We start from the raw sequence: 15,885 nt of genomic DNA, 5'->3' as shown, positions 1-15,885 counted from the left end.
AGGCGGGAACGAGCGCGGAAGCGGAAGCGGAGGCGGGAGGCGGGGCGCACGGCCGGGCGCGGTCAGCAGGGCCCGCCGGGACTCGCCGGGACTCGGGGCGGTGCCCGGCGCGCTCAGCGCAGCGGTACGACGGCCGTGATCCGCTTGCCCCCGCACGGCAGCTCGCTGACGCGCACGTCCCGGGCGAGGTGGCAGACGATGGGCCAGCCCCGGCCGTGGCGGCGGGTGGGGGCGTGCCCGTCCGCGGGGGCGGTGGCGACCGGGAGTTCGTCGCTGCGGTCGCTGACCGAGACCCGGACGCCGCCGGAGTCCACGTCGACGTCGAAGCCGGTGATGCCGCCGCCGTGCACGATGGCGTTGGTGGTGAGTTCCGAGGTGACCAGGAGCGCGTCGTCCATGGTGTGCGGGCCGAGCGGCAGATGCCGGGCCCGGCAGCGCTCGGTGACCACGCGCTGTACGGTCCTGCGGGCGTCGGCCGGGCGGCACGGCGGCCGACGCAAGGGTTCGTCCGTCGGGGCGCAGGAGCTGGTGGGGTGTATGTCTGGCATCCCTTCCCTCCCTGGGGCACTGCCGGGATACGCGCTCTCTCCCTGTCCGGCTGACCCTTGACGGCCCCCTCAAACACGCTGGGTGCCGGTGTCATCACCTCGCCCGGACGGGGTACCCGTGGCGCATGACCGACGTGGTGGACGCGGACGAGTTGCTGCGGCGCATCCAGCGGGGCAGGGACCGCGCGGCCGAAGGGGAACGGCTCTGGGCGGACCGCGCCCGGACCCTGACGGCCGAGGACCCGGAGGGCGCGCGGGAGGCCGCGGTGCGGGCACGGGCGTACGAGGCGGTGCTGCGGGTGCTGGAGGAGATCGTCCAGCCGGGTGGACCCCCGCTGACGGCGGAGGGGGTGAGACGAGTCACCTAGGCCGCTTCCGGGTTGCGTGAATCGGCCACGGATGGTTTATCGTTCATCCATAAGTGATGGCGGAGCGGGCCACCGAGCCCCCGCCCCACCCTGAACTGCCCTGGCTGGCCTCCCCCGTCCAGCCAGGGCTTTTTTCTGCCCGCGCGACGGCTCCCCGCAAGAAATCCGCGTCCTTCGAGGTGCCCTGGGCGGCGCCAGCGGCTGAAATGGGTGTGACGAACGCACCCGGCCCGCACAGAGCCCCGCAGCACCCGAACCGCCGCCGGCGAGGAGCCCGCGCCATGACCAAAGCGATAAAACTGCTGACCGCCCTGCCCCAGGCGCAGCGCGAACGCCTGATGGAGCTGGCCAAGGAGGTGTCCTTCCCGGAGGACACCCGTATCTTCGAGGCGGGCGGCACGGCCGACCGGTTCTGGGTGATCCGTTCGGGGGCGGTCCATCTGGACCAGGAGGTCACCGCACGAAAGCGGGTGACCGTGGGCACGCTCGGCGCGGGCGACCTGCTCGGCTGGTCCTGGCTGTTCCCGCCGTACCAGTGGGACTTCGGCTCGGTGGCCTTCAGCAACGTGCGCGCCTACGAGTTCGACGGGCCCTCGGTGCTCGCGCTGTGCGTGGAGGACCCGCTGCTCGGGCTGTCGCTGGTGCGCTCGGTGGCCGAGATCCTCGCCCACCGGCTGGAGATCACCCGCGGCAGGCTGATGGACGAGTACGCGCTGGGCCGCCGCAGCCCGCTGTAGGGCCCGTCCTCCCCGTCCCGCCGAGCGGGCCCGGTCCGGAGGAAGGGCCCCGGCCTCAGATCCGGTAGCGCCGCAGCGCGGGCACGGCCGCGGCCAGGGCCAGCATCAGCACCACGACCAGGGCACCGCCGCCCGCGACGGCCGCGCGCGGGCCGAACAGGGAGCCGGCGGTGCCGTGCAGCACGTCGGCCAGCCTGGGGCCGCCCGCCACCACGACGGTGAACACCCCCTGCATCCGGCCGCGCATCTCGTCGGTCGCGGCGGACAGCAGGATCGCGCCCCGGAACACCATCGAGATCATGTCCGCGACCCCGGCCGCGGCGAGGAAGACCAGCGCGACCCACAGGTTGCCGCTGAGCCCGGACCCGGCGATGGCCACGCCCCAGCCGACGACCGCGCCGATGACCATCCAGCCGTGCCGGCGGGCCCGGGAGAAGACGCCCGAGAAGAGCCCGCCGAGCACCGCGCCGACCGGGATGCCGGCGAACAGCACGCCGAGCGCCAGCCCTTCGCCCCAGGCGTGGTAGGTCTGCGCGGCCAGCTGCGGGAACAGGGCGCGGGGCATGCCGAACACCATGGCGACGATGTCGGCGAGGAAGGACAGCAGCAGCACCTTGTGCCCGGATATGTAGCGGAACCCCTCGGCTATCTCGCGCACCCCGGCACGGCGGGCGGGGCCGTCGCCGAGCGGGGGCAGCGCGGGCAGCCGGAAGACGGCCCACACGGTGACGCACAGCGCGAGGGCGTCGATCAGGTACAGCTCGGGCAGCCCGATCACCGGGATGAGCACACCGGCGAGCAGTGGCCCGGCCACCAGTCCGGTCTGCATCACGGTGGAGCTGAGCGCGTTGGCGGCGGGCAGTTCCCGGGCCGGGACCAGCCGGGCGATGGAGGCGTTGCGGGCCGGGGAGTTGAGGCCGAAGAAGGCCTGCTGGAGCGCGAGCAGCACCATGAGGACGACGACCGAGTCCAGCCCGCCGACGGCCTGCGCCCAGAACAGCAGGGAGGTCACCGCGATGCCGATGTTCGTCACCAGCAGCAGCTTGCGGCGGTCCACCGTGTCGGCGACCGCCCCGCCCCACAGCGCGAACACCACCATGGGCACCAGGCCGGCGAGGCTCGCGTAGCCGACCCAGGCCGAGGAGTGGGTGATGTCGTAGATCTGCTTGGGTACGGCGACGGCGGTGAGCTGGCTGCCCACGGAGGTGACGATGGTCGAGGACCACAGGCGCCGGTAGGCGGGGATGCGCAGCGGACGGGTGTCCATCGCCCAGCGCCGCCAGCCCCGGCGGGGCGGGGTGTCGGCCGTCTGCGCGTCGCCGCCGGTCTCGGTCGTGCTCTCGCTCGTGTTCACGGATGTCCTGGTTGCTCGTTACATCTTTTCAGTTCGAGAGCCTAACTATCGCATCCGTCCGGGCGGGAGACCCGTCTCGGCCTTCGGAGGGGCGACGGCACCGCCCGCGCGCTCAGCCCCGCAGAAGCAGGGAGCCGCCCAGCACGAGCATGGTGGCGGCGACCAGGCCGTCCAGGACCCGCCAGGCGCCGGGCCGGGCCAGGTACCGGCCGAGCAGCCGGGCGCCGAAGCCGAGCGCGGTGAACCAGCACAGGCTGGCGAGCGCGGCGCCGAGCCCGAAGGTCCAGCGCATCGGGCCCCGGTCGGCGGCCAGGGAGCCCAGCAGGAAGACGGTGTCCAGGTAGACGTGGGGATTGAGCCAGGTCATCGCCAGACAGGCGAGCACCGCCCGGCGCCGCGAACCGGCGGCCTCGCCCGCCGCCACCAGGCCGGTGGCCGCGGGCCGTACCACCCGGCGGGCGGCGAGCAGCCCGTAGCAGAGCAGGAAGACGCCGCCGACGATCCCGACCGCGCGGACCGCGCCCGGCCAGGCCACCACGAGGGCGCCGACGCCGCCGACACCGAGGGAGATGAGCACCGCGTCGGACAGGGCGCAGATCCCGACCACGGCGAGTACGGCGTCCCGGCGCACCCCCTGCCGCAGGACGAAGGCGTTCTGGGCGCCGATGGCGACGATCAGGGACATGCCGGTGCCGAATCCGGCGACCGCTGCGGTCAGGGCGGTGTTGTTCATGCGTTCGAAGCTAAGGGCGTAGGGGCATCAAGTACAGCTAAAGATTCTTACGTATCCTTAGCGCTCGTGATGGACCTCCCCCTGGATCAGGTACGGACGCTGCTCGCGGTGGTCGACGAGGGCACCTTCGACGCGGCGGCCGCCGCCCTGCACGTGACGCCCTCGGCGGTCAGCCAGCGGGTCAAGGCGCTCGAACAGCGCACCGGGCGGGTGCTGCTGCAACGGACCAAGCCGGTGCGGCCCACGGAGTCCGGCGCGGTGCTGGTGCGGTACGCCCGCCAGCTCGCCCGGCTCGAACACGACGCGTGGGGAGAACTGGGGCTCAGCGGCGCCGGGGAGCCCACCCGGGTGTCGGTCGCGGTGAACGCGGACTCGCTGGCGACCTGGTTCCTGCCGGCGCTGAGCCGGGTGCCGGGACTCTGCTTCGAGCTGCACCGCGAGGACGAGGGGCACACCGCGGTGCTGCTGCGCGAGGGGCTGGTGATGGCGGCGGTGACCTCCTCGCCCGACCCGGTGCCCGGCTGCACGGCGCGCCCGCTCGGCCGGATGCGCTATCTCCCGGTCGCCGCACCGGAGTTCGCCCGCACCCGGCTCGGTGGGCGGCCCCTGGTGGACGGGCTGGTCTCGGTGCCCGTGGTGCTCTTCGACCGCAAGGACGACTTCCAGGACGGCTACGTCCGCCGGCTCGGCGGTGTCTCGGCCGGTCCGCACCGGCACTACGTGCCCACCTCGGAGGGCTTCCTCGACGCGGTCGTCGCGGGCCTCGGCTGGGGCATGGTGCCGGAGGTCCAGGCGTACCCCCTGCTGGACGAGGGCCTGCTCACCCTGCTCGCCCCCGGCGAGTGGATGGACGTCACCCTGTACTGGCAGCAGTGGAGGCTCGACTCCCCCTCGCTGGCGGCGCTGGCCGAGGCGGTGACGGCCACGGCGGCGAAGGCGCTGCGGGCCTGAGAGCGAGAGGTGGCCGGAAGTCGTCGGTCCGGCGCCGATCCCGGGCCCGTTGCGGCCGTCGCCGTTTCACTCCGCGACGACCGGTCACCCGCCCCCGGAACGCCTTCGACAGGACACGGACATTTCCCGATCCGACCCAGGAGACTTCCATGGAGAACTGGCGCGAACATGCCGCGTGCCGTCATGAGGATCCCGACCTCTTCTTCCCCATAGGCACCACCGGGCCCGCGCAGGTGCAGGCCGAGCAGGCCAAGGCGGTCTGCGGGCACTGCCCGGTCCGGGAGCAGTGTCTCGACTGGGCGCTGGAGACCGGTCAGGGCATCGGTGTCTGGGGCGGTACCACCGAGGTGGAGCGCCGGGCGCTGCGCCGCCGGGCCCGCTCCCGCCAGCGCTCGGGCTGACCGGGAACCGGGTTCAGCCGGCCCCGCGGCGCAGGGTGCCCCACGCCCGCTCCTGGCGGCTCACCTCCGTCCGGGCCGTCTCGATCACCTCGTCGGCGATCCAGCACAGCGGCTCGACGTCGGTCACCAGGGGCTCGTTGTCGGGGCCCCGGCCGCTCTCCCGGCCCTTGAGGACCCAGGGACGGACGCCGGGGCCCTTGTCGTGGGGCAGGTGCGCGTAGTCGTACAGGCGGCGGGCCACCCACAGCTCGGGCGAGCGGTCGCCCCACCAGTCCGCCACGTCGAGGGGGTTGGCGGACAGACCGGGCAGAGGGACGCCGGTCAGCTCGTCGGCGCTGGAGACGGCCTCCAGGTCGAGGCCGGGCCCCCTGGACCAGCGCACGTACAGGCCGCGGTGGCGGGCCACCAGCTCGGCCGCCTCGGCGAGCGTGGAGACGGTGGGCAGGTCCTCCGGTGCGCTCATGGGCTCCGGGGTACCCCCGGGACGCGAGGGGAACCGGACCACGGCGGTGCACGACGCCCCGCTCACGGCTCCTCGCCCGGTGCCTCCCCGGCGGGCAGCCGCAGGGTGAACACCGAGCCCGCGCCGGGCTCGCTCGCCGCTTCGGCGGTGCCGCCGTGCGCGGCGACCAGCTGCCGGACGATGGACAGCCCGAGCCCGCTGCCCCCGGTGCGGCGACTGCGGGACTTCTCCGCGCGCCAGAACCGCTCGAAGACCTGCGGCAGTTCCTCGGGCGCGATGCCCGAGCCGGTGTCGGCGACGGTGAGGACGGCGTCCGGGCCGTCCCGGCGGGCGGTCAGCGTGACCGTGCCGGCGGCCGGGGTGTGCCGCAGCGCGTTGGAGACGAGGTTGCCGAGCACCTGCCGCATCCGCACCGGGTCGGCGTCCAGCCAGACGGCCGGGTCGGCCTCGGTCGCCAGCGTCACCCGGGCGGCGTCCGCGGCCACCCGGTGCGCGGCGGCGACCTGGGCCAGCAGTTCCGCCGCCGGCAGCGGCTCGCGGTGCAGCCGCAAGGTGCCGGCGTCGGCGGCGGCGAGGTCCTGGAGGTCGTCGATGATCCGCTGGAGGACGACCGCCTCCTCGTGCAGCGAGTCCAGCAGGCCCGGGTCGGGCTCCACCACGCCGTCCCGCATCACCTCCAGCCAGCCGCGGATGTTGGTGAGCGGGCTGCGCAGTTCGTGCGCGATGTCGCTGACCATGGCCTTGCGCTGGGCCTCCAGGCGTTCGCGGCGCTCGGTGAGCGCGTTGAACGCCTCCGCGAGGATGCCGGTCTCGTCGCGTGTGGTCACCGGAACCCGCACATGCCGCTCGGGCGGCGCCTGCGCGGCCTCGGTCAGCGCGCGCAGCGGCCGTACCAGCCGGACGGCGACGGCGGCGGTCACCGCGACGGTGACGGCGAGGACCAGCCCGGCGGCGGAGACCACCTTGGCCTTGTTGGCCGGGGACATGTCGAAGCGGGAGGGGTTGCGGTCGCCGATGCCGAGGAAGAGTTCGGCGCCGGGGGCGACATAGGGCTCCAGCTGCGTGCGGCGGGCGGTGAGCACACAGCTCCGGGCCGCCCGCGCGGTGCCGCCCCGGGCGGCGGCGAGCTTGACGAGCAGGGGGCCGCCGCCGAAGTGGTCCTCGGCGTTCGGCTCGTAGAGCGGGAACAGCGGCCCGTCGCCGACCGCCAGGCCCGCCTGCCGCAGGCAGGGGCGGGCGAGGCCGGACAGCGTGTCCAGGGCCCTGCGCTCGGTGGGTGTGGGGATGCTCAGCCCTCCGTCCGCGCACACCGCGAGGCCGTAGCCGGCGGGGTCGGTGCCGTCGGTGGCGGTGAGCCCGGGCCGTCCGCTCGGCGTGTGCGCCACGGTGGTCCGGATGCCGTAGCGGGCGTAGCAGTCCTTGTTCCGGCCGGCGAGCGCGTCCAGTGCGGCGCGTTCCTTCGCGGGCAGCAGATACGGGCCGACCGCGCGCGGGTCGATGCCGCTGAGCTGGGCGCCGGTCTCGCTGTAGGTGTCGGTGCGCAGCGGGTCGACGCCCGCGGCGGGCCGGGGCGGCAGCGGGGTGCCGCGGGGCGCGGAGTCGGCCAGCAGGGCGCGGTCGGGGGTGGTGAGCGCGATCCGGCGGCCGGTGCGTTTCGCCAGCTCGCGCACGGTGTGGTGGACGCCGGACCAGTCGGGGTGCGTGGCCGCGTACCCGCTGAGTTCGGCGAGGATGCTGTTGTCGGCGGCGAGGTCCTGGCCCTGCTCCTCCTTCAGGGCGCTGGTGGTGGTGGTCACCGCGAGCCAGGCGGTGGCCGCGACCGAGCAGACGGCGATCAGCGCGGAGACGGACAGGAGGCGGACGAGGAGCCGCTTGCGCAGCGGGATCCGCCGCCGCGCCGCCGGGCGCCGGCTCCCCCGCCGGGTCCCGAACCTCACATCCGGCCCCCGCTGAGCTTGTAGCCGACGCCGAACACGGTGAGCAGCCGGACGGGGTGCCGGGAGTCGGCCTCGATCTTGCGGCGCAGGTTCATGATGTGCACGTCGATGGCGCGTTCGGTGGAGGAGCGGTCGAACCCGCGGGTGCTCTGGAGGAGTTGATGCCGGGTGAAGACCCGCTCGGGCTCGGCCGCCATGGCCAGCAGGATCTGGAACTCGGCCGGGGTGCACTCCACCGGCAGGCCGTCGCAGCGCACTTCGTGGCGCACGGGATCGACGCTGATCCCGGCGGCCCGTACGGCCGGGTCGTCGCCGCGCGCCCCGCCGCCGCGCCGCAGCACCGTGCGGATGCGGGCCATCAGCTCGCGCGGGCTGTACGGCTTGGTGAGGTAGTCGTCGGCGCCCAGGTCGAGGCCGAGCAGCAGGTCGTCCTCGCCGGAGCGGGCCGTGAGCATCACCACCGGCACCGCCAACTCGCCGTCAGGACGCCGCAGTCGGCGGCAGACGTCGAAGCCGTCGAGGACCGGCAGCATCAGGTCGAGGACGAGCAGGTCGGGCCGCAGGCGGCGGGCCGCGTCGAGCGCGGCCGCGCCGTCGTGCACCACCGTCGCGGTGTGTCCCTCGGCCAGCAGGGAGCGGCGGATCAGCTCGGCCTGTTTCTCGTCGTCCTCGGCGACCAGCACATGTGCGCACACAAGTGCGGATCCTAAGCGGCTCAAGCGGCGAGCCAGTCGGCGTACCCCATCGCGACCACCGGGTGCCGGGCCGGATCGAGGGTGCGCAGCAGCTCCTTCATGTGTCCCTTGGAGACGCTGACGCAGCCGTGGGTGGGGCCGCCGTGGTCGACGTGCAGCCAGACGCCGCCGCCGCGCTTCTCGCCCAGCGGGCGGGTCCAGTCCAGCGGGGAGGTGCCGGGCTTGCGGTTGTAGTCGATGGCGATGACGTAGTCGAAGCAGCCGTCCAGGGGTTCGCCCTCGAAGCCGGTGCCGGGCGAGTGGAACCGGGGGGACTGGTGGTACGGCAGTCTGCTGCCCGGGTCGGGCAGCAGCCCCCCGGCGTCCGTGAGGGTGTAGACGCCGAGCGGGGAGCGCAGGTCGTTGAGCATGTGGTGGGCGCTCCAGCCGTGCAGCGCGTTGTGCGCGGGCCAACGGGGGCCCGCCTGCCAGCCGTCGGCGGTGCGCTGGTGCAGGACGACCGTGCACTGCGGGGAGTCGGGGCCGCGCCCGGTGGCGACGACGACCTGGGTGCACTGCTCGGGTATCGCCGCCGACCGGGTGGGTCCGAGTCCGGGTATGCCCTGGTGGGCCTGTTCGGCCTGGGAGGTGGTGCCCGTCGCGGGCGCCGGCCGGGTGGGCGGCGTGCGGCGCCCGGTCTCCCCGGCCCCGCCGCCGCAGCCGGTGAGCAGCAGCGGGGAGGCGAGGAGGGCGACGGCGGTTCTGCGGTTGATCATGTTGTCGAGCTTCGCCGACGGTTATGTGGAAATGGTAAGAAATCAGGGCCTGTTCGGCTTGCCCTTCGTGAACAGCCAGGTGTGGAAGAGGGAATCCAGCCGCTTGCCGGACTCCTGCTCCGCGAGCCGGACGAACTGCGCGGTGGTGCCGTGTCCGTGGCGGTGCGCGGTGGCCCAGGCGCGCAGGATGCGGAAGAAGGCCGGGTCGCCGACCGCCTTGCGCAGTTCGTGCAGGGCCATGGCGCCGCGGTCGTAGACGGGGGCGCCGAAGATGTTCTCGCCGCTGCCCGGGTCGCCGGGCGGGTAGGCCCACAGTCCGTCGCCGGCCGGGCGGGCGTAGAGGCCGTCGAAGGTCTTCTGGGCACTGGCGCCGCCGTGCTGTTCCGAGTAGAGCCACTCCGCGTAGGTGGCGAAGCCCTCGTTGAGCCAGATGTCCTTCCAGGAGGTCGGGGACACCGAGTCCCCGTACCACTGGTGGGCGCTCTCGTGCACGAGGGTGAGGATGCCGGGCGCGGAGTCGTAGAGCGGACGGGTCTGGGTCTCCAGGGCGTAGCCGACGTCCGCGTGGTCGACGATGGACCCGGCGGACGTGAAGGGATAGGGCCCGAACAGCTTGCTCTCCCACTCCAGGACGGAGGGCAGCTTGGCGAGCACCGGCGCGGCGGCCTCGGCCTCGCGGGGGTCGACGGCGTCGTAGACCTGGACGCCGTCGCGGGTGGTGTACCGGTGGACCTGGAAGGTGCCGATGGTGGCGGTGGCCAGGTAGGCAGCCATCGGCTGGGTCTCGCGCCAGCGGAAGGTGGTCTCGCCGCCGGCGGTGCGCTGCCCGAGCAGGACGCCGTTGGCGACCGCGGTGCGGCCCTTGGGCACGGTGATCGTGAAGTCGTACGACGACTTGTCCTTGGGGTGGGCGTTCCCCGGGAACCAGGTCATGGCGCCCTGCGGTTCGTTGGCGACGAACGCGCCGTCGTCGGTGGGGATCCAGCCGTCCGCCGAGCCGTCCGGGTCGGTGACCGGCTTCGGGGTGCCGTGGTATCTGACGGTGACCGTGAAGTCCCGCCCGGCGCGCAGGACGTGGCGCGGGGTGACGACGAGTTCCTGTCCGGAGCGTTCGACGGCGGTGGCCGCGGTGCGGTCGACGGTGACGCCGTCCACCGTCAGCCCTTTGAGGTCGAGGTCGAAGCGGCTGAGCTGCTGGGTGGCGCGGGCGGTGAGGACCGCGGTGCCGGTCAGCCGGCCGCCGCTTCGGTAGCGCAGCGTCAGGTCGTAGTGGCGCACGTGGTAGCCGCCGTTGCCGCTGAGCGGGAAGTAGGGGTCGCCCGCGCCGGCCGCGCCGGTGGTGCCCGTCCCCGTCGGCGCGGCGGCGCCGACGAGGGCGGCGACGGCGACGGGGACGGTGGCGAGAACCGCCCGGCGGCCGAATCCCGTGCCACGGCGGCCTGCGGGCTGTCTGCGGGGTGGCGTCACATGCGCTCCTTGTACGGTGGCTGGTGCTCGGCAGGCCCACAGACTAGGGGTCCGGGCCGCTCGGTCTCCGTCTCGTTCCGGCCAAGTGGCGCCGACCGGCGCGCACCGGGTGCGCGCAGTACGCTCGCGGAATCGGCCCCTGTCGTGAAGGGCGGTCCCGACCGTGAGCGTGCGTGTACGACGGATCTATGACGAACCCGATCCCGACGACGGCCTACGGGTCCTGGTCGACCGGTTGTGGCCGCGCGGGGTGGCCAAGGACGCGGCGCACGTGGACGAGTGGCCCAAGGGGCTCACTCCCTCGGCCGGACTGCGCACCTGGTTCCACGGCGGCGGTTCCTACGAGGAGTTCCGCCGCCGCTACGAGGCGGAACTGGACGCTCCCGAGGCCGCCGAGCTCCTCGACGGCCTGCGCGAGTCCGTCCGCAAGGGCCGTGTGACCCTGCTGACGGCGTCGAAGACACCGGAGCGCAGCCACGCCCAGGTGTTGCTGGAACAGCTCGGCGGCTGACCCGGGGGCCGGGTGGCGCCGGACGGCCGGGCTCAGCCCGTCCGGCGGGCGGCGTGCCGGCCCGCGGCGCGGCCGGAGAAGAGGCAGCCGCCGAGGAAGGTGCCCTCCAGGGAGTTGTAGCCGTGCACCCCGCCGCCGCCGAAGCCGGCCACCTCGCCCGCCGCGTACAGCCCCTCGACGGGGTTGCCGTCGGTGCCGAGGGCGCGGGAGTCGAGGTCGGTCTGGATGCCGCCGAGCGTCTTGCGGGTGAGCACGTGCAGCCGTACGCCGATCAGCGGGCCCGCGGCCGGGTCCAGCAGGCGGTGCGGGACGGCGACCCGGCCGAGGCGGTCGCCGAGATAGCGGCGGGCGTTGCGGATGCCCTGGATCTGGGAGTCCTTGCTGTAGGGGTTGGCCATCTGGAGGTCGCGGGCCTCGATCTGGCGGCGCACCTCGGCGGCGTCGAGCAGCGGCTTGCCGGTGAGGCCGTTCATCTTCTCGACCAGGTGCTCCAGCGATCCGGCGGTCACGAAGTCGGCGCCCTTGTCGAGGAAGGCCCGCACCGGGCCGGGCGCCCCCTTGCCGAGGACCCGGTCGCGCAGCACCGCCTTGCGGTCCTTGGCGGTGATGTCGGGGTTCTGCTCGGAGCCGGAGAGGGCGAACTCCTTCTCGATGATCTTCCGGGTGAGGATGAACCAGGAGTGGTCGTAGCCCGCGATGTCCTCGGTGGTGCGCAGGTACTTGAGGGTGTTGAGGGTGTCGTAGCCGGGCAGGCAGGGGTCGGGCAGCCGGCGGCCGAGGGCGTCCAGCCAGATGGAGGAGGGGCCGGGCAGGATGCGGATGCCGTGGCCGGGCCAGACGGGGTCCCAGTTCCGCAGGCCCTCGGTGTAGTGCCACATCCGGTCCCGGTTGACCAGCCGGACGCCGGCCGCCGCGCTGATGTCGAGCATGCGGCCGTCGACGTGGGCGGGCACGCCGGTGACCATCTCGGCGGGGGGTGTGCCGAGGCGGGCGGGCCAGTGGCGGCGCACGATGTCGTGGTCGGCGCCGATGCCGCCGGTGGTGACGACGACGGCCTGGGCGGTGAGTTCGAAGTCGCCGACGCGCTCGCGGTTGGTGGCGACGCCGCGCGGCGCGTCGTCGGGGGCGAGCACGGTGCCGCGCACGCCGCGGGCCGTGCCGCCCTCGATGACCAGTTCGTCCACCTGGTGGCGGTGATGAAAGGTCAGCAGTCCGTCGCGGGCGGCCTGCCGGGCGTGTTCGACGAAGGGTCCGACCACTCCGGTGCCGGTGCCCCAGGCGATGTGGAAGCGGGGCACGGAGTTGCCGTGTCCGTCGGCCCTGAGGTCGCCGCGCTCGGCCCAGCCGACGGTGGGCAGCAGCTCTATGCCGTGGCCCCGCAGCCAGGACCGCTTCTCACCGGCCGCGAACTCCACGTAGGCGCGGGCCCATTCGACCGCCCAGGAGTCCTCGTCGTCGGTCCGGTCGAACTGGGCGCTGCCGCGCCAGTCGTTCCACGCCAGTTCGAGGGAGTCCTTGATGCCGATGCGGCGCTGTTCCGGGGAATCGACGAGGAAGAGCCCGCCGAAGGACCAGTACGCCTGGCCGCCGAGGTTGGCGCTGTTCTCCTGGTCGACCAGGGCCACCCGGCGTCCCCGGCTGGTGAGTTCGTGGGCCGCGACCAGGCCGGCGAGGCCCGCTCCGACGACGATGACGTCCGCGTCCATGACGTGGGGTTTCCTTCCTCAGTGCGGGGATGCAGTGCGTGGGTGCCTCGGCGCGTGACTGCCTCGGCGCGTGGGTGCCTCAGCGCGTGGACGAGGGGGTGGAGGCGGTGGGCGGCGCGGTGCCGCCGTCGGTGAGCAGCGCGGTGAGCAGTTGCTTGAGCCAGGCCCGCGCGCGCTCGACGTCCTTGTCCAGCAGCAGCTGGACGGTGACGCCGTCGTACGCGGCGACCACGGCGTGCGCGGCGCCCGCCACGTCGCCGAGCACGGCGGGCAGCGCGGTGTGGCCCCGGGCCCGGAAGAGGCGGTCGGCGACGGCCTCCCGGAGCCGGGCCCGGTGGTCGAGGAGGGCCTTGGCGACGACCGGGTCGCGGGCGGCGTGCACCAGGAAGTCGGTCTTCACCAGCAGCCAGTCCACGTCGAGCAGCAGCACCGCGGTGACGCGGTCCACGGCGGCCGGTACGTCGAGGCCGGGGCCGTCCTCGGCGAGGGCGCCCGCGACCTGGTCCGCGATGAGGTCGGCGCGCTGCCGGTAGAGGGCGAAGAACAGCTCGTCCAGGGTGGCGAAGTTGGAGTAGAAGGCGCCCCTGCTGTATCCGGCCGCCTCGCAGACCTCCTCGATGGAGACCCGGCCGAAGCCCTTGGCGGCGAACACCCGGAACGCGGCGTCGAGCAGCCGGGCGCGGGTGTGCGCCCGGCGCCGGGGGACGCGCTCGGCGGTCTCCTGCATGGCGGCACCTCGCTTTCGATACGGGAATGTATCCAATACATCGGTGTATCGAAAGGGCCTGTGCGGCGCGGCGGTGCCGCCGGTGATCAAATGGAACGTATTTTCGATTAAGGAGTACGCTGGGCTCCATGGCCACGCACCTCCAGGGCTCCCTGTTCGACCAGACCGACGAGCTGCGCCTCGGCCCGCTCGACGGCCTGCGCCGGACCGTGCTGGGCGCCGGCGCCTGGATCGACGTACTGCCGGGCTGGCTCGGCGGCGCCGACACCCTGTTCGAAAAGCTCGCGGCGGAGGTGCCCTGGCGCGCCGAGCACCGCAAGATGTACGACAACGTGGTCGCCGTACCGCGCCTGCTGGCCTTCTACGGTGCGGCGGACCCGCTCCCCCACCCGGTCCTGGACGAGGCCCGTGCGGCGTTGTCCCGGCACTACGCCGGGGAGCTGGGCGAGCCGTTCACCACCGCGGGGCTGTGCTTCTACCGCGACGGCCGGGACAGCGTGGCCTGGCACGGCGACCGGATCGGCCGGGGCTCGCGCGAGGACACCATGGTGGCGATCCTCTCCGTGGGCGAGCCCCGCGATCTGCTGCTGCGCCCGGCCGGCGGGGGCGGCGCGACGGTGCGGCGGCCGCTCGGGCACGGCGATCTGATCGTGATGGGCGGCTCCTGTCAGCGCACCTGGGAGCACTGCGTGCCGAAGACGGCGCGGGCGGCGGGACCGCGCATCAGCATCCAGTTCCGGCCGCAGGGCGTGCGCTGAGACTCCGGCCGGCCCCTTGCGCCCCGCGGTGTTCGATCTGATTGGCTGTCCTCCCGACGATCAACGACACCCGGGGCGGAGAGAGCATGCGGGCACAGGTACACCAAGTCGCCGACGGCACCTATCTGGTGCACGGCAACAACGTCAACTGGGTGATCCTCAAGGACGGGGACGGCATCACGCTGATCGACACCGGCTACCCCGGGGACCGGCCGGGAGTGCTGGAGTCCCTCGCGGCGGTGGGCGGTTCACCGGAGGCGGTCGCCGCGGTGCTGATCACCCACGCGCACAACGACCACCTGGGCTCGGCCGAGTACCTGCGCACCACGCACGGCACCCCCGTCTATCTGCACCCGGCCGAAGTGCCGCACGCCCGCCGGGACTTCCTGCACCAGGCCACCATCGGTGACGTGGTCCGCAACGCCTGGCGGCCGGGGCTGCTGCCCTGGGCGGCGCACGTCATCAAGGTCGGCGGCATCGAGCACAACCCGGTCACCGCGCCCGAGCCGTTCCCCGCCGAGGGCGCGCTGGACCTGCCGGGCCGCCCGGTGCCCGTGCACACGCCCGGCCACACCGACGGCCACTGCGTCTACCACCTACCCGAGGCGGGCATCGTGATCTCCGGCGACGCCCTGGTCAGCGGGCACGCCACCTCGCGGGTCAAGGGGCCGCAGCTGCTGCACGGCTTCTTCCACCACGACGGCGGCCAGGTGCTGGACTCCCTGGACGTGATCGCGGCGCTCGACGGCGACACCCTGCTGCCCGGCCACGGCCCGGTCCACCGGGGCGCGATGCGCGCCGCCGCGGAACAGGCACGGGACCGGGCCGGCCGCAACGCCCGGCGCGGGGCCTAGAGTTCATGTCCCGCGCTACGCGTGCGGGACCACCGCCACCGGGCAGTCCGCGTGGTGCAGCACGCCGTGGGCGACCGAGCCGATGCGGGCGCCCACGGCGGTGCGCCGGGCCCGGCGGCCGACGACCATCAGCTGGGCCCGGCCGGCCAGCGACAGCAGCACCTGCCCGGCGCTGCCCATCTCCACCTGCTCGGCCACCGCGACCCCCGGGAACCGCTCGCGCCAGGGCCGCAGCGCGTCGGCCAGCGCCTGCCTCTCGTACGGTTCGAGCCCGCCGGCCTCGTCCAGCAGCCTGAGCGAACCGGGGCTGTAGGCGAAGACCGGCGGCAGGGTCCACGCCCGTACGGCCCGTACGGTGGCGCCGCGGGCCGCCGCCGTCTCGAAGGCGAAGCGCAGGGTGGCCGCGCTGTCCTCCGGGTCGCCGTGCTGGCCGACCACCACCTCCCGCCCGGCCGCCTCCAGCGCCGGGCGGTCACCGGCCCGCACCAGCACCACGGGCCGGGTGGCCTCGGCGACGACCTGCTGTCCGACGGAGCCGAGCAGGAAGCCGACGACCGGTCCGTGCCCGCGCGAGCCGAGCACCAGCATCTCGTCCCGCGAGGCCGCGCGGCCCAGTGCCGCCACGGCCCCCTCCTCGACCACGTCGACGCTCACCGTGAGCTTCGGGTGCCGCTCGGCGAGCGCGCGCACCGCCTCCGCCACGCCCTGCTCCGCCCAGCCCCGCTGGGTCTCCCGGCCGGCCCCGGCGAGCGTGTCTGCGTACGTCCACGCGTGCAGCACCCGCAGGGGCAGGCCCCGGCGCACGGCCTCCCGGGCCGCCCAGTCGAGCGCGGCCCGGCTCTCCTCCGTGCCGTCCGTCCCTGCCGTGATCGCCCGTGCCATGCCTGGTCTCCTCGTCGTCCCACGTGTGCGTGCTGCCG

General features: G+C 73.9%; 18 protein-coding genes. 7 read left to right on the top strand and 11 right to left on the bottom strand.

Annotated elements, in window-relative coordinates; translation table 11 throughout:
• Positions 1-113: 113 nt before the first annotated feature.
• Entirely contained in the window at positions 114-548 is a 435-nt protein-coding gene (locus FRZ03_RS36350; RefSeq protein ID WP_146469331.1) for an ATP-binding protein, read from the bottom strand.
• Between the two features lie 125 nt (positions 549-673).
• Between FRZ03_RS36350 and FRZ03_RS36345 the strand changes: the two genes are divergently transcribed.
• Positions 674-916, top strand: a complete 243-nt coding sequence (locus FRZ03_RS36345; RefSeq protein WP_146469330.1) for a hypothetical protein — start codon at positions 674-676, stop codon at positions 914-916.
• A gap of 281 nt (positions 917-1,197) precedes the next feature.
• Positions 1,198-1,653 (top strand): cyclic nucleotide-binding domain-containing protein, encoded by a 456-nt coding sequence (locus FRZ03_RS36340; protein ID WP_146469329.1) that lies wholly within the window; start codon positions 1,198-1,200, stop codon positions 1,651-1,653.
• A gap of 55 nt (positions 1,654-1,708) precedes the next feature.
• Here FRZ03_RS36340 and FRZ03_RS36335 read toward each other — a convergent pair whose 3' ends face one another.
• Both FRZ03_RS36335 and FRZ03_RS36330 read right to left on the bottom strand, forming a co-directional pair.
• Positions 1,709-3,007 carry an MFS transporter gene (locus FRZ03_RS36335; protein WP_146469328.1) on the bottom strand — a complete coding sequence of 433 codons (1,299 nt, stop codon included), beginning with the start codon at positions 3,005-3,007 and terminating at the stop codon, positions 1,709-1,711.
• A 112-nt stretch (positions 3,008-3,119) separates the two neighbouring features.
• Positions 3,120-3,740 (bottom strand): LysE/ArgO family amino acid transporter, encoded by a 621-nt coding sequence (locus FRZ03_RS36330; RefSeq protein WP_146469327.1) that lies wholly within the window; start codon positions 3,738-3,740, stop codon positions 3,120-3,122.
• Between the two features lie 69 nt (positions 3,741-3,809).
• On the opposite strand from FRZ03_RS36330, the gene FRZ03_RS36325 reads away from it, so the two are divergent.
• Together FRZ03_RS36325 and FRZ03_RS36320 are read left to right on the top strand one after the other, a co-directional pair.
• Positions 3,810-4,691: a LysR family transcriptional regulator ArgP gene (locus tag FRZ03_RS36325; RefSeq protein WP_146469367.1), complete on the top strand. Its 882-nt coding sequence runs from the start codon at positions 3,810-3,812 to the stop codon at positions 4,689-4,691.
• 149 nt (positions 4,692-4,840) lie between these two features.
• The gene (locus FRZ03_RS36320; RefSeq protein WP_146469326.1) at positions 4,841-5,092 is read left to right on the top strand and encodes a WhiB family transcriptional regulator; all 252 of its coding nucleotides are present in this window, start codon (positions 4,841-4,843) and stop codon (positions 5,090-5,092) included.
• 13 nt (positions 5,093-5,105) lie between these two features.
• Here the strand turns inward: FRZ03_RS36320 and FRZ03_RS36315 are convergent, their stop codons facing one another.
• From FRZ03_RS36315 to FRZ03_RS36295, 5 genes are all read right to left on the bottom strand, one after another.
• Positions 5,106-5,555, bottom strand: coding sequence for a DUF6098 family protein (locus FRZ03_RS36315; protein WP_146469325.1), 450 nt, complete (start codon positions 5,553-5,555; stop codon positions 5,106-5,108).
• A 62-nt stretch (positions 5,556-5,617) separates the two neighbouring features.
• The gene (locus FRZ03_RS36310; protein ID WP_146469324.1) at positions 5,618-7,492 is read right to left on the bottom strand and encodes a sensor histidine kinase; all 1,875 of its coding nucleotides are present in this window, start codon (positions 7,490-7,492) and stop codon (positions 5,618-5,620) included.
• Positions 7,489-8,187 (bottom strand): response regulator transcription factor, encoded by a 699-nt coding sequence (locus tag FRZ03_RS36305; RefSeq protein WP_146469323.1) that lies wholly within the window; start codon positions 8,185-8,187, stop codon positions 7,489-7,491. The genes FRZ03_RS36310 and FRZ03_RS36305 overlap by 4 nt, the downstream gene beginning before the upstream one ends.
• A 20-nt stretch (positions 8,188-8,207) precedes the next feature.
• Positions 8,208-8,942, bottom strand: a complete 735-nt coding sequence (locus FRZ03_RS36300) for a L,D-transpeptidase family protein (protein WP_146469322.1) — start codon at positions 8,940-8,942, stop codon at positions 8,208-8,210.
• Positions 8,943-8,984: 42 nt separating this feature from the next.
• Positions 8,985-10,409: a M1 family metallopeptidase gene (locus FRZ03_RS36295; RefSeq protein WP_146469321.1), complete on the bottom strand. Its 1,425-nt coding sequence runs from the start codon at positions 10,407-10,409 to the stop codon at positions 8,985-8,987.
• A gap of 163 nt (positions 10,410-10,572) precedes the next feature.
• Between FRZ03_RS36295 and FRZ03_RS36290 the strand changes: the two genes are divergently transcribed.
• The gene (locus tag FRZ03_RS36290) at positions 10,573-10,920 is read left to right on the top strand and encodes a DUF488 domain-containing protein (protein WP_146469320.1); all 348 of its coding nucleotides are present in this window, start codon (positions 10,573-10,575) and stop codon (positions 10,918-10,920) included.
• A 32-nt stretch (positions 10,921-10,952) separates the two neighbouring features.
• On the opposite strand, the gene FRZ03_RS36285 is transcribed toward FRZ03_RS36290, so the two are convergent.
• Both FRZ03_RS36285 and FRZ03_RS36280 read right to left on the bottom strand, forming a co-directional pair.
• The gene (locus FRZ03_RS36285; RefSeq protein ID WP_146469319.1) at positions 10,953-12,626 is read right to left on the bottom strand and encodes an FAD-binding dehydrogenase; all 1,674 of its coding nucleotides are present in this window, start codon (positions 12,624-12,626) and stop codon (positions 10,953-10,955) included.
• Positions 12,627-12,705: 79 nt separating this feature from the next.
• A complete protein-coding gene (locus FRZ03_RS36280) occupies positions 12,706-13,353 on the bottom strand; it encodes a TetR/AcrR family transcriptional regulator (RefSeq protein WP_146469318.1) in 648 nt (215 codons plus the stop codon).
• Between the two features lie 128 nt (positions 13,354-13,481).
• Here FRZ03_RS36280 and FRZ03_RS36275 point away from each other — a divergent pair, with 128 nt between their 5' ends.
• The gene (locus FRZ03_RS36275; RefSeq protein WP_146469317.1) at positions 13,482-14,111 is read left to right on the top strand and encodes an alpha-ketoglutarate-dependent dioxygenase AlkB; all 630 of its coding nucleotides are present in this window, start codon (positions 13,482-13,484) and stop codon (positions 14,109-14,111) included.
• Between the two features lie 86 nt (positions 14,112-14,197).
• Positions 14,198-14,965, top strand: a complete 768-nt coding sequence (locus FRZ03_RS36270; RefSeq protein ID WP_146469316.1) for an MBL fold metallo-hydrolase — start codon at positions 14,198-14,200, stop codon at positions 14,963-14,965.
• Positions 14,966-14,980: 15 nt separating this feature from the next.
• Here FRZ03_RS36270 and FRZ03_RS36265 read toward each other — a convergent pair whose 3' ends face one another.
• Entirely contained in the window at positions 14,981-15,847 is an 867-nt protein-coding gene (locus tag FRZ03_RS36265) for a universal stress protein (protein WP_146469315.1), read from the bottom strand.
• Between the last annotated feature and the right edge of the window lie 38 nt (positions 15,848-15,885).

The organism is Streptomyces misionensis, from assembly GCF_007896895.1.
GTDB classification, from domain to species: domain Bacteria; phylum Actinomycetota; class Actinomycetes; order Streptomycetales; family Streptomycetaceae; genus Streptomyces; species Streptomyces misionensis_A.
This window is presented reverse-complemented; position numbering and strand designations above follow the sequence as displayed.

Excerpts from the sequence above, each read along its gene's own strand:
- FRZ03_RS36340 (WP_146469329.1), top strand. The coding sequence starts at position 1,198 with ATGACCAAAGCGATAAAACTGCTGACCGCCCTGCCCCAGGCGCAGCGC.
- FRZ03_RS36265 (WP_146469315.1), bottom strand. The coding sequence starts at position 15,847 with ATGGCACGGGCGATCACGGCAGGGACGGACGGCACGGAGGAGAGCCGG.
- FRZ03_RS36325 (WP_146469367.1), top strand. The coding sequence starts at position 3,810 with ATGGACCTCCCCCTGGATCAGGTACGGACGCTGCTCGCGGTGGTCGAC.
- FRZ03_RS36275 (WP_146469317.1), top strand. The coding sequence starts at position 13,482 with ATGGCCACGCACCTCCAGGGCTCCCTGTTCGACCAGACCGACGAGCTG.
- FRZ03_RS36320 (WP_146469326.1), top strand. The coding sequence starts at position 4,841 with ATGGAGAACTGGCGCGAACATGCCGCGTGCCGTCATGAGGATCCCGAC.
- FRZ03_RS36270 (WP_146469316.1), top strand. The coding sequence starts at position 14,198 with ATGCGGGCACAGGTACACCAAGTCGCCGACGGCACCTATCTGGTGCAC.
- FRZ03_RS36315 (WP_146469325.1), bottom strand. The coding sequence starts at position 5,555 with ATGAGCGCACCGGAGGACCTGCCCACCGTCTCCACGCTCGCCGAGGCG.
- FRZ03_RS36350 (WP_146469331.1), bottom strand. The coding sequence starts at position 548 with ATGCCAGACATACACCCCACCAGCTCCTGCGCCCCGACGGACGAACCC.
- FRZ03_RS36285 (WP_146469319.1), bottom strand. The coding sequence starts at position 12,626 with ATGGACGCGGACGTCATCGTCGTCGGAGCGGGCCTCGCCGGCCTGGTC.
- FRZ03_RS36300 (WP_146469322.1), bottom strand. The coding sequence starts at position 8,942 with ATGATCAACCGCAGAACCGCCGTCGCCCTCCTCGCCTCCCCGCTGCTG.
- FRZ03_RS36345 (WP_146469330.1), top strand. The coding sequence starts at position 674 with ATGACCGACGTGGTGGACGCGGACGAGTTGCTGCGGCGCATCCAGCGG.
- FRZ03_RS36280 (WP_146469318.1), bottom strand. The coding sequence starts at position 13,353 with ATGCAGGAGACCGCCGAGCGCGTCCCCCGGCGCCGGGCGCACACCCGC.
- FRZ03_RS36330 (WP_146469327.1), bottom strand. The coding sequence starts at position 3,740 with ATGAACAACACCGCCCTGACCGCAGCGGTCGCCGGATTCGGCACCGGC.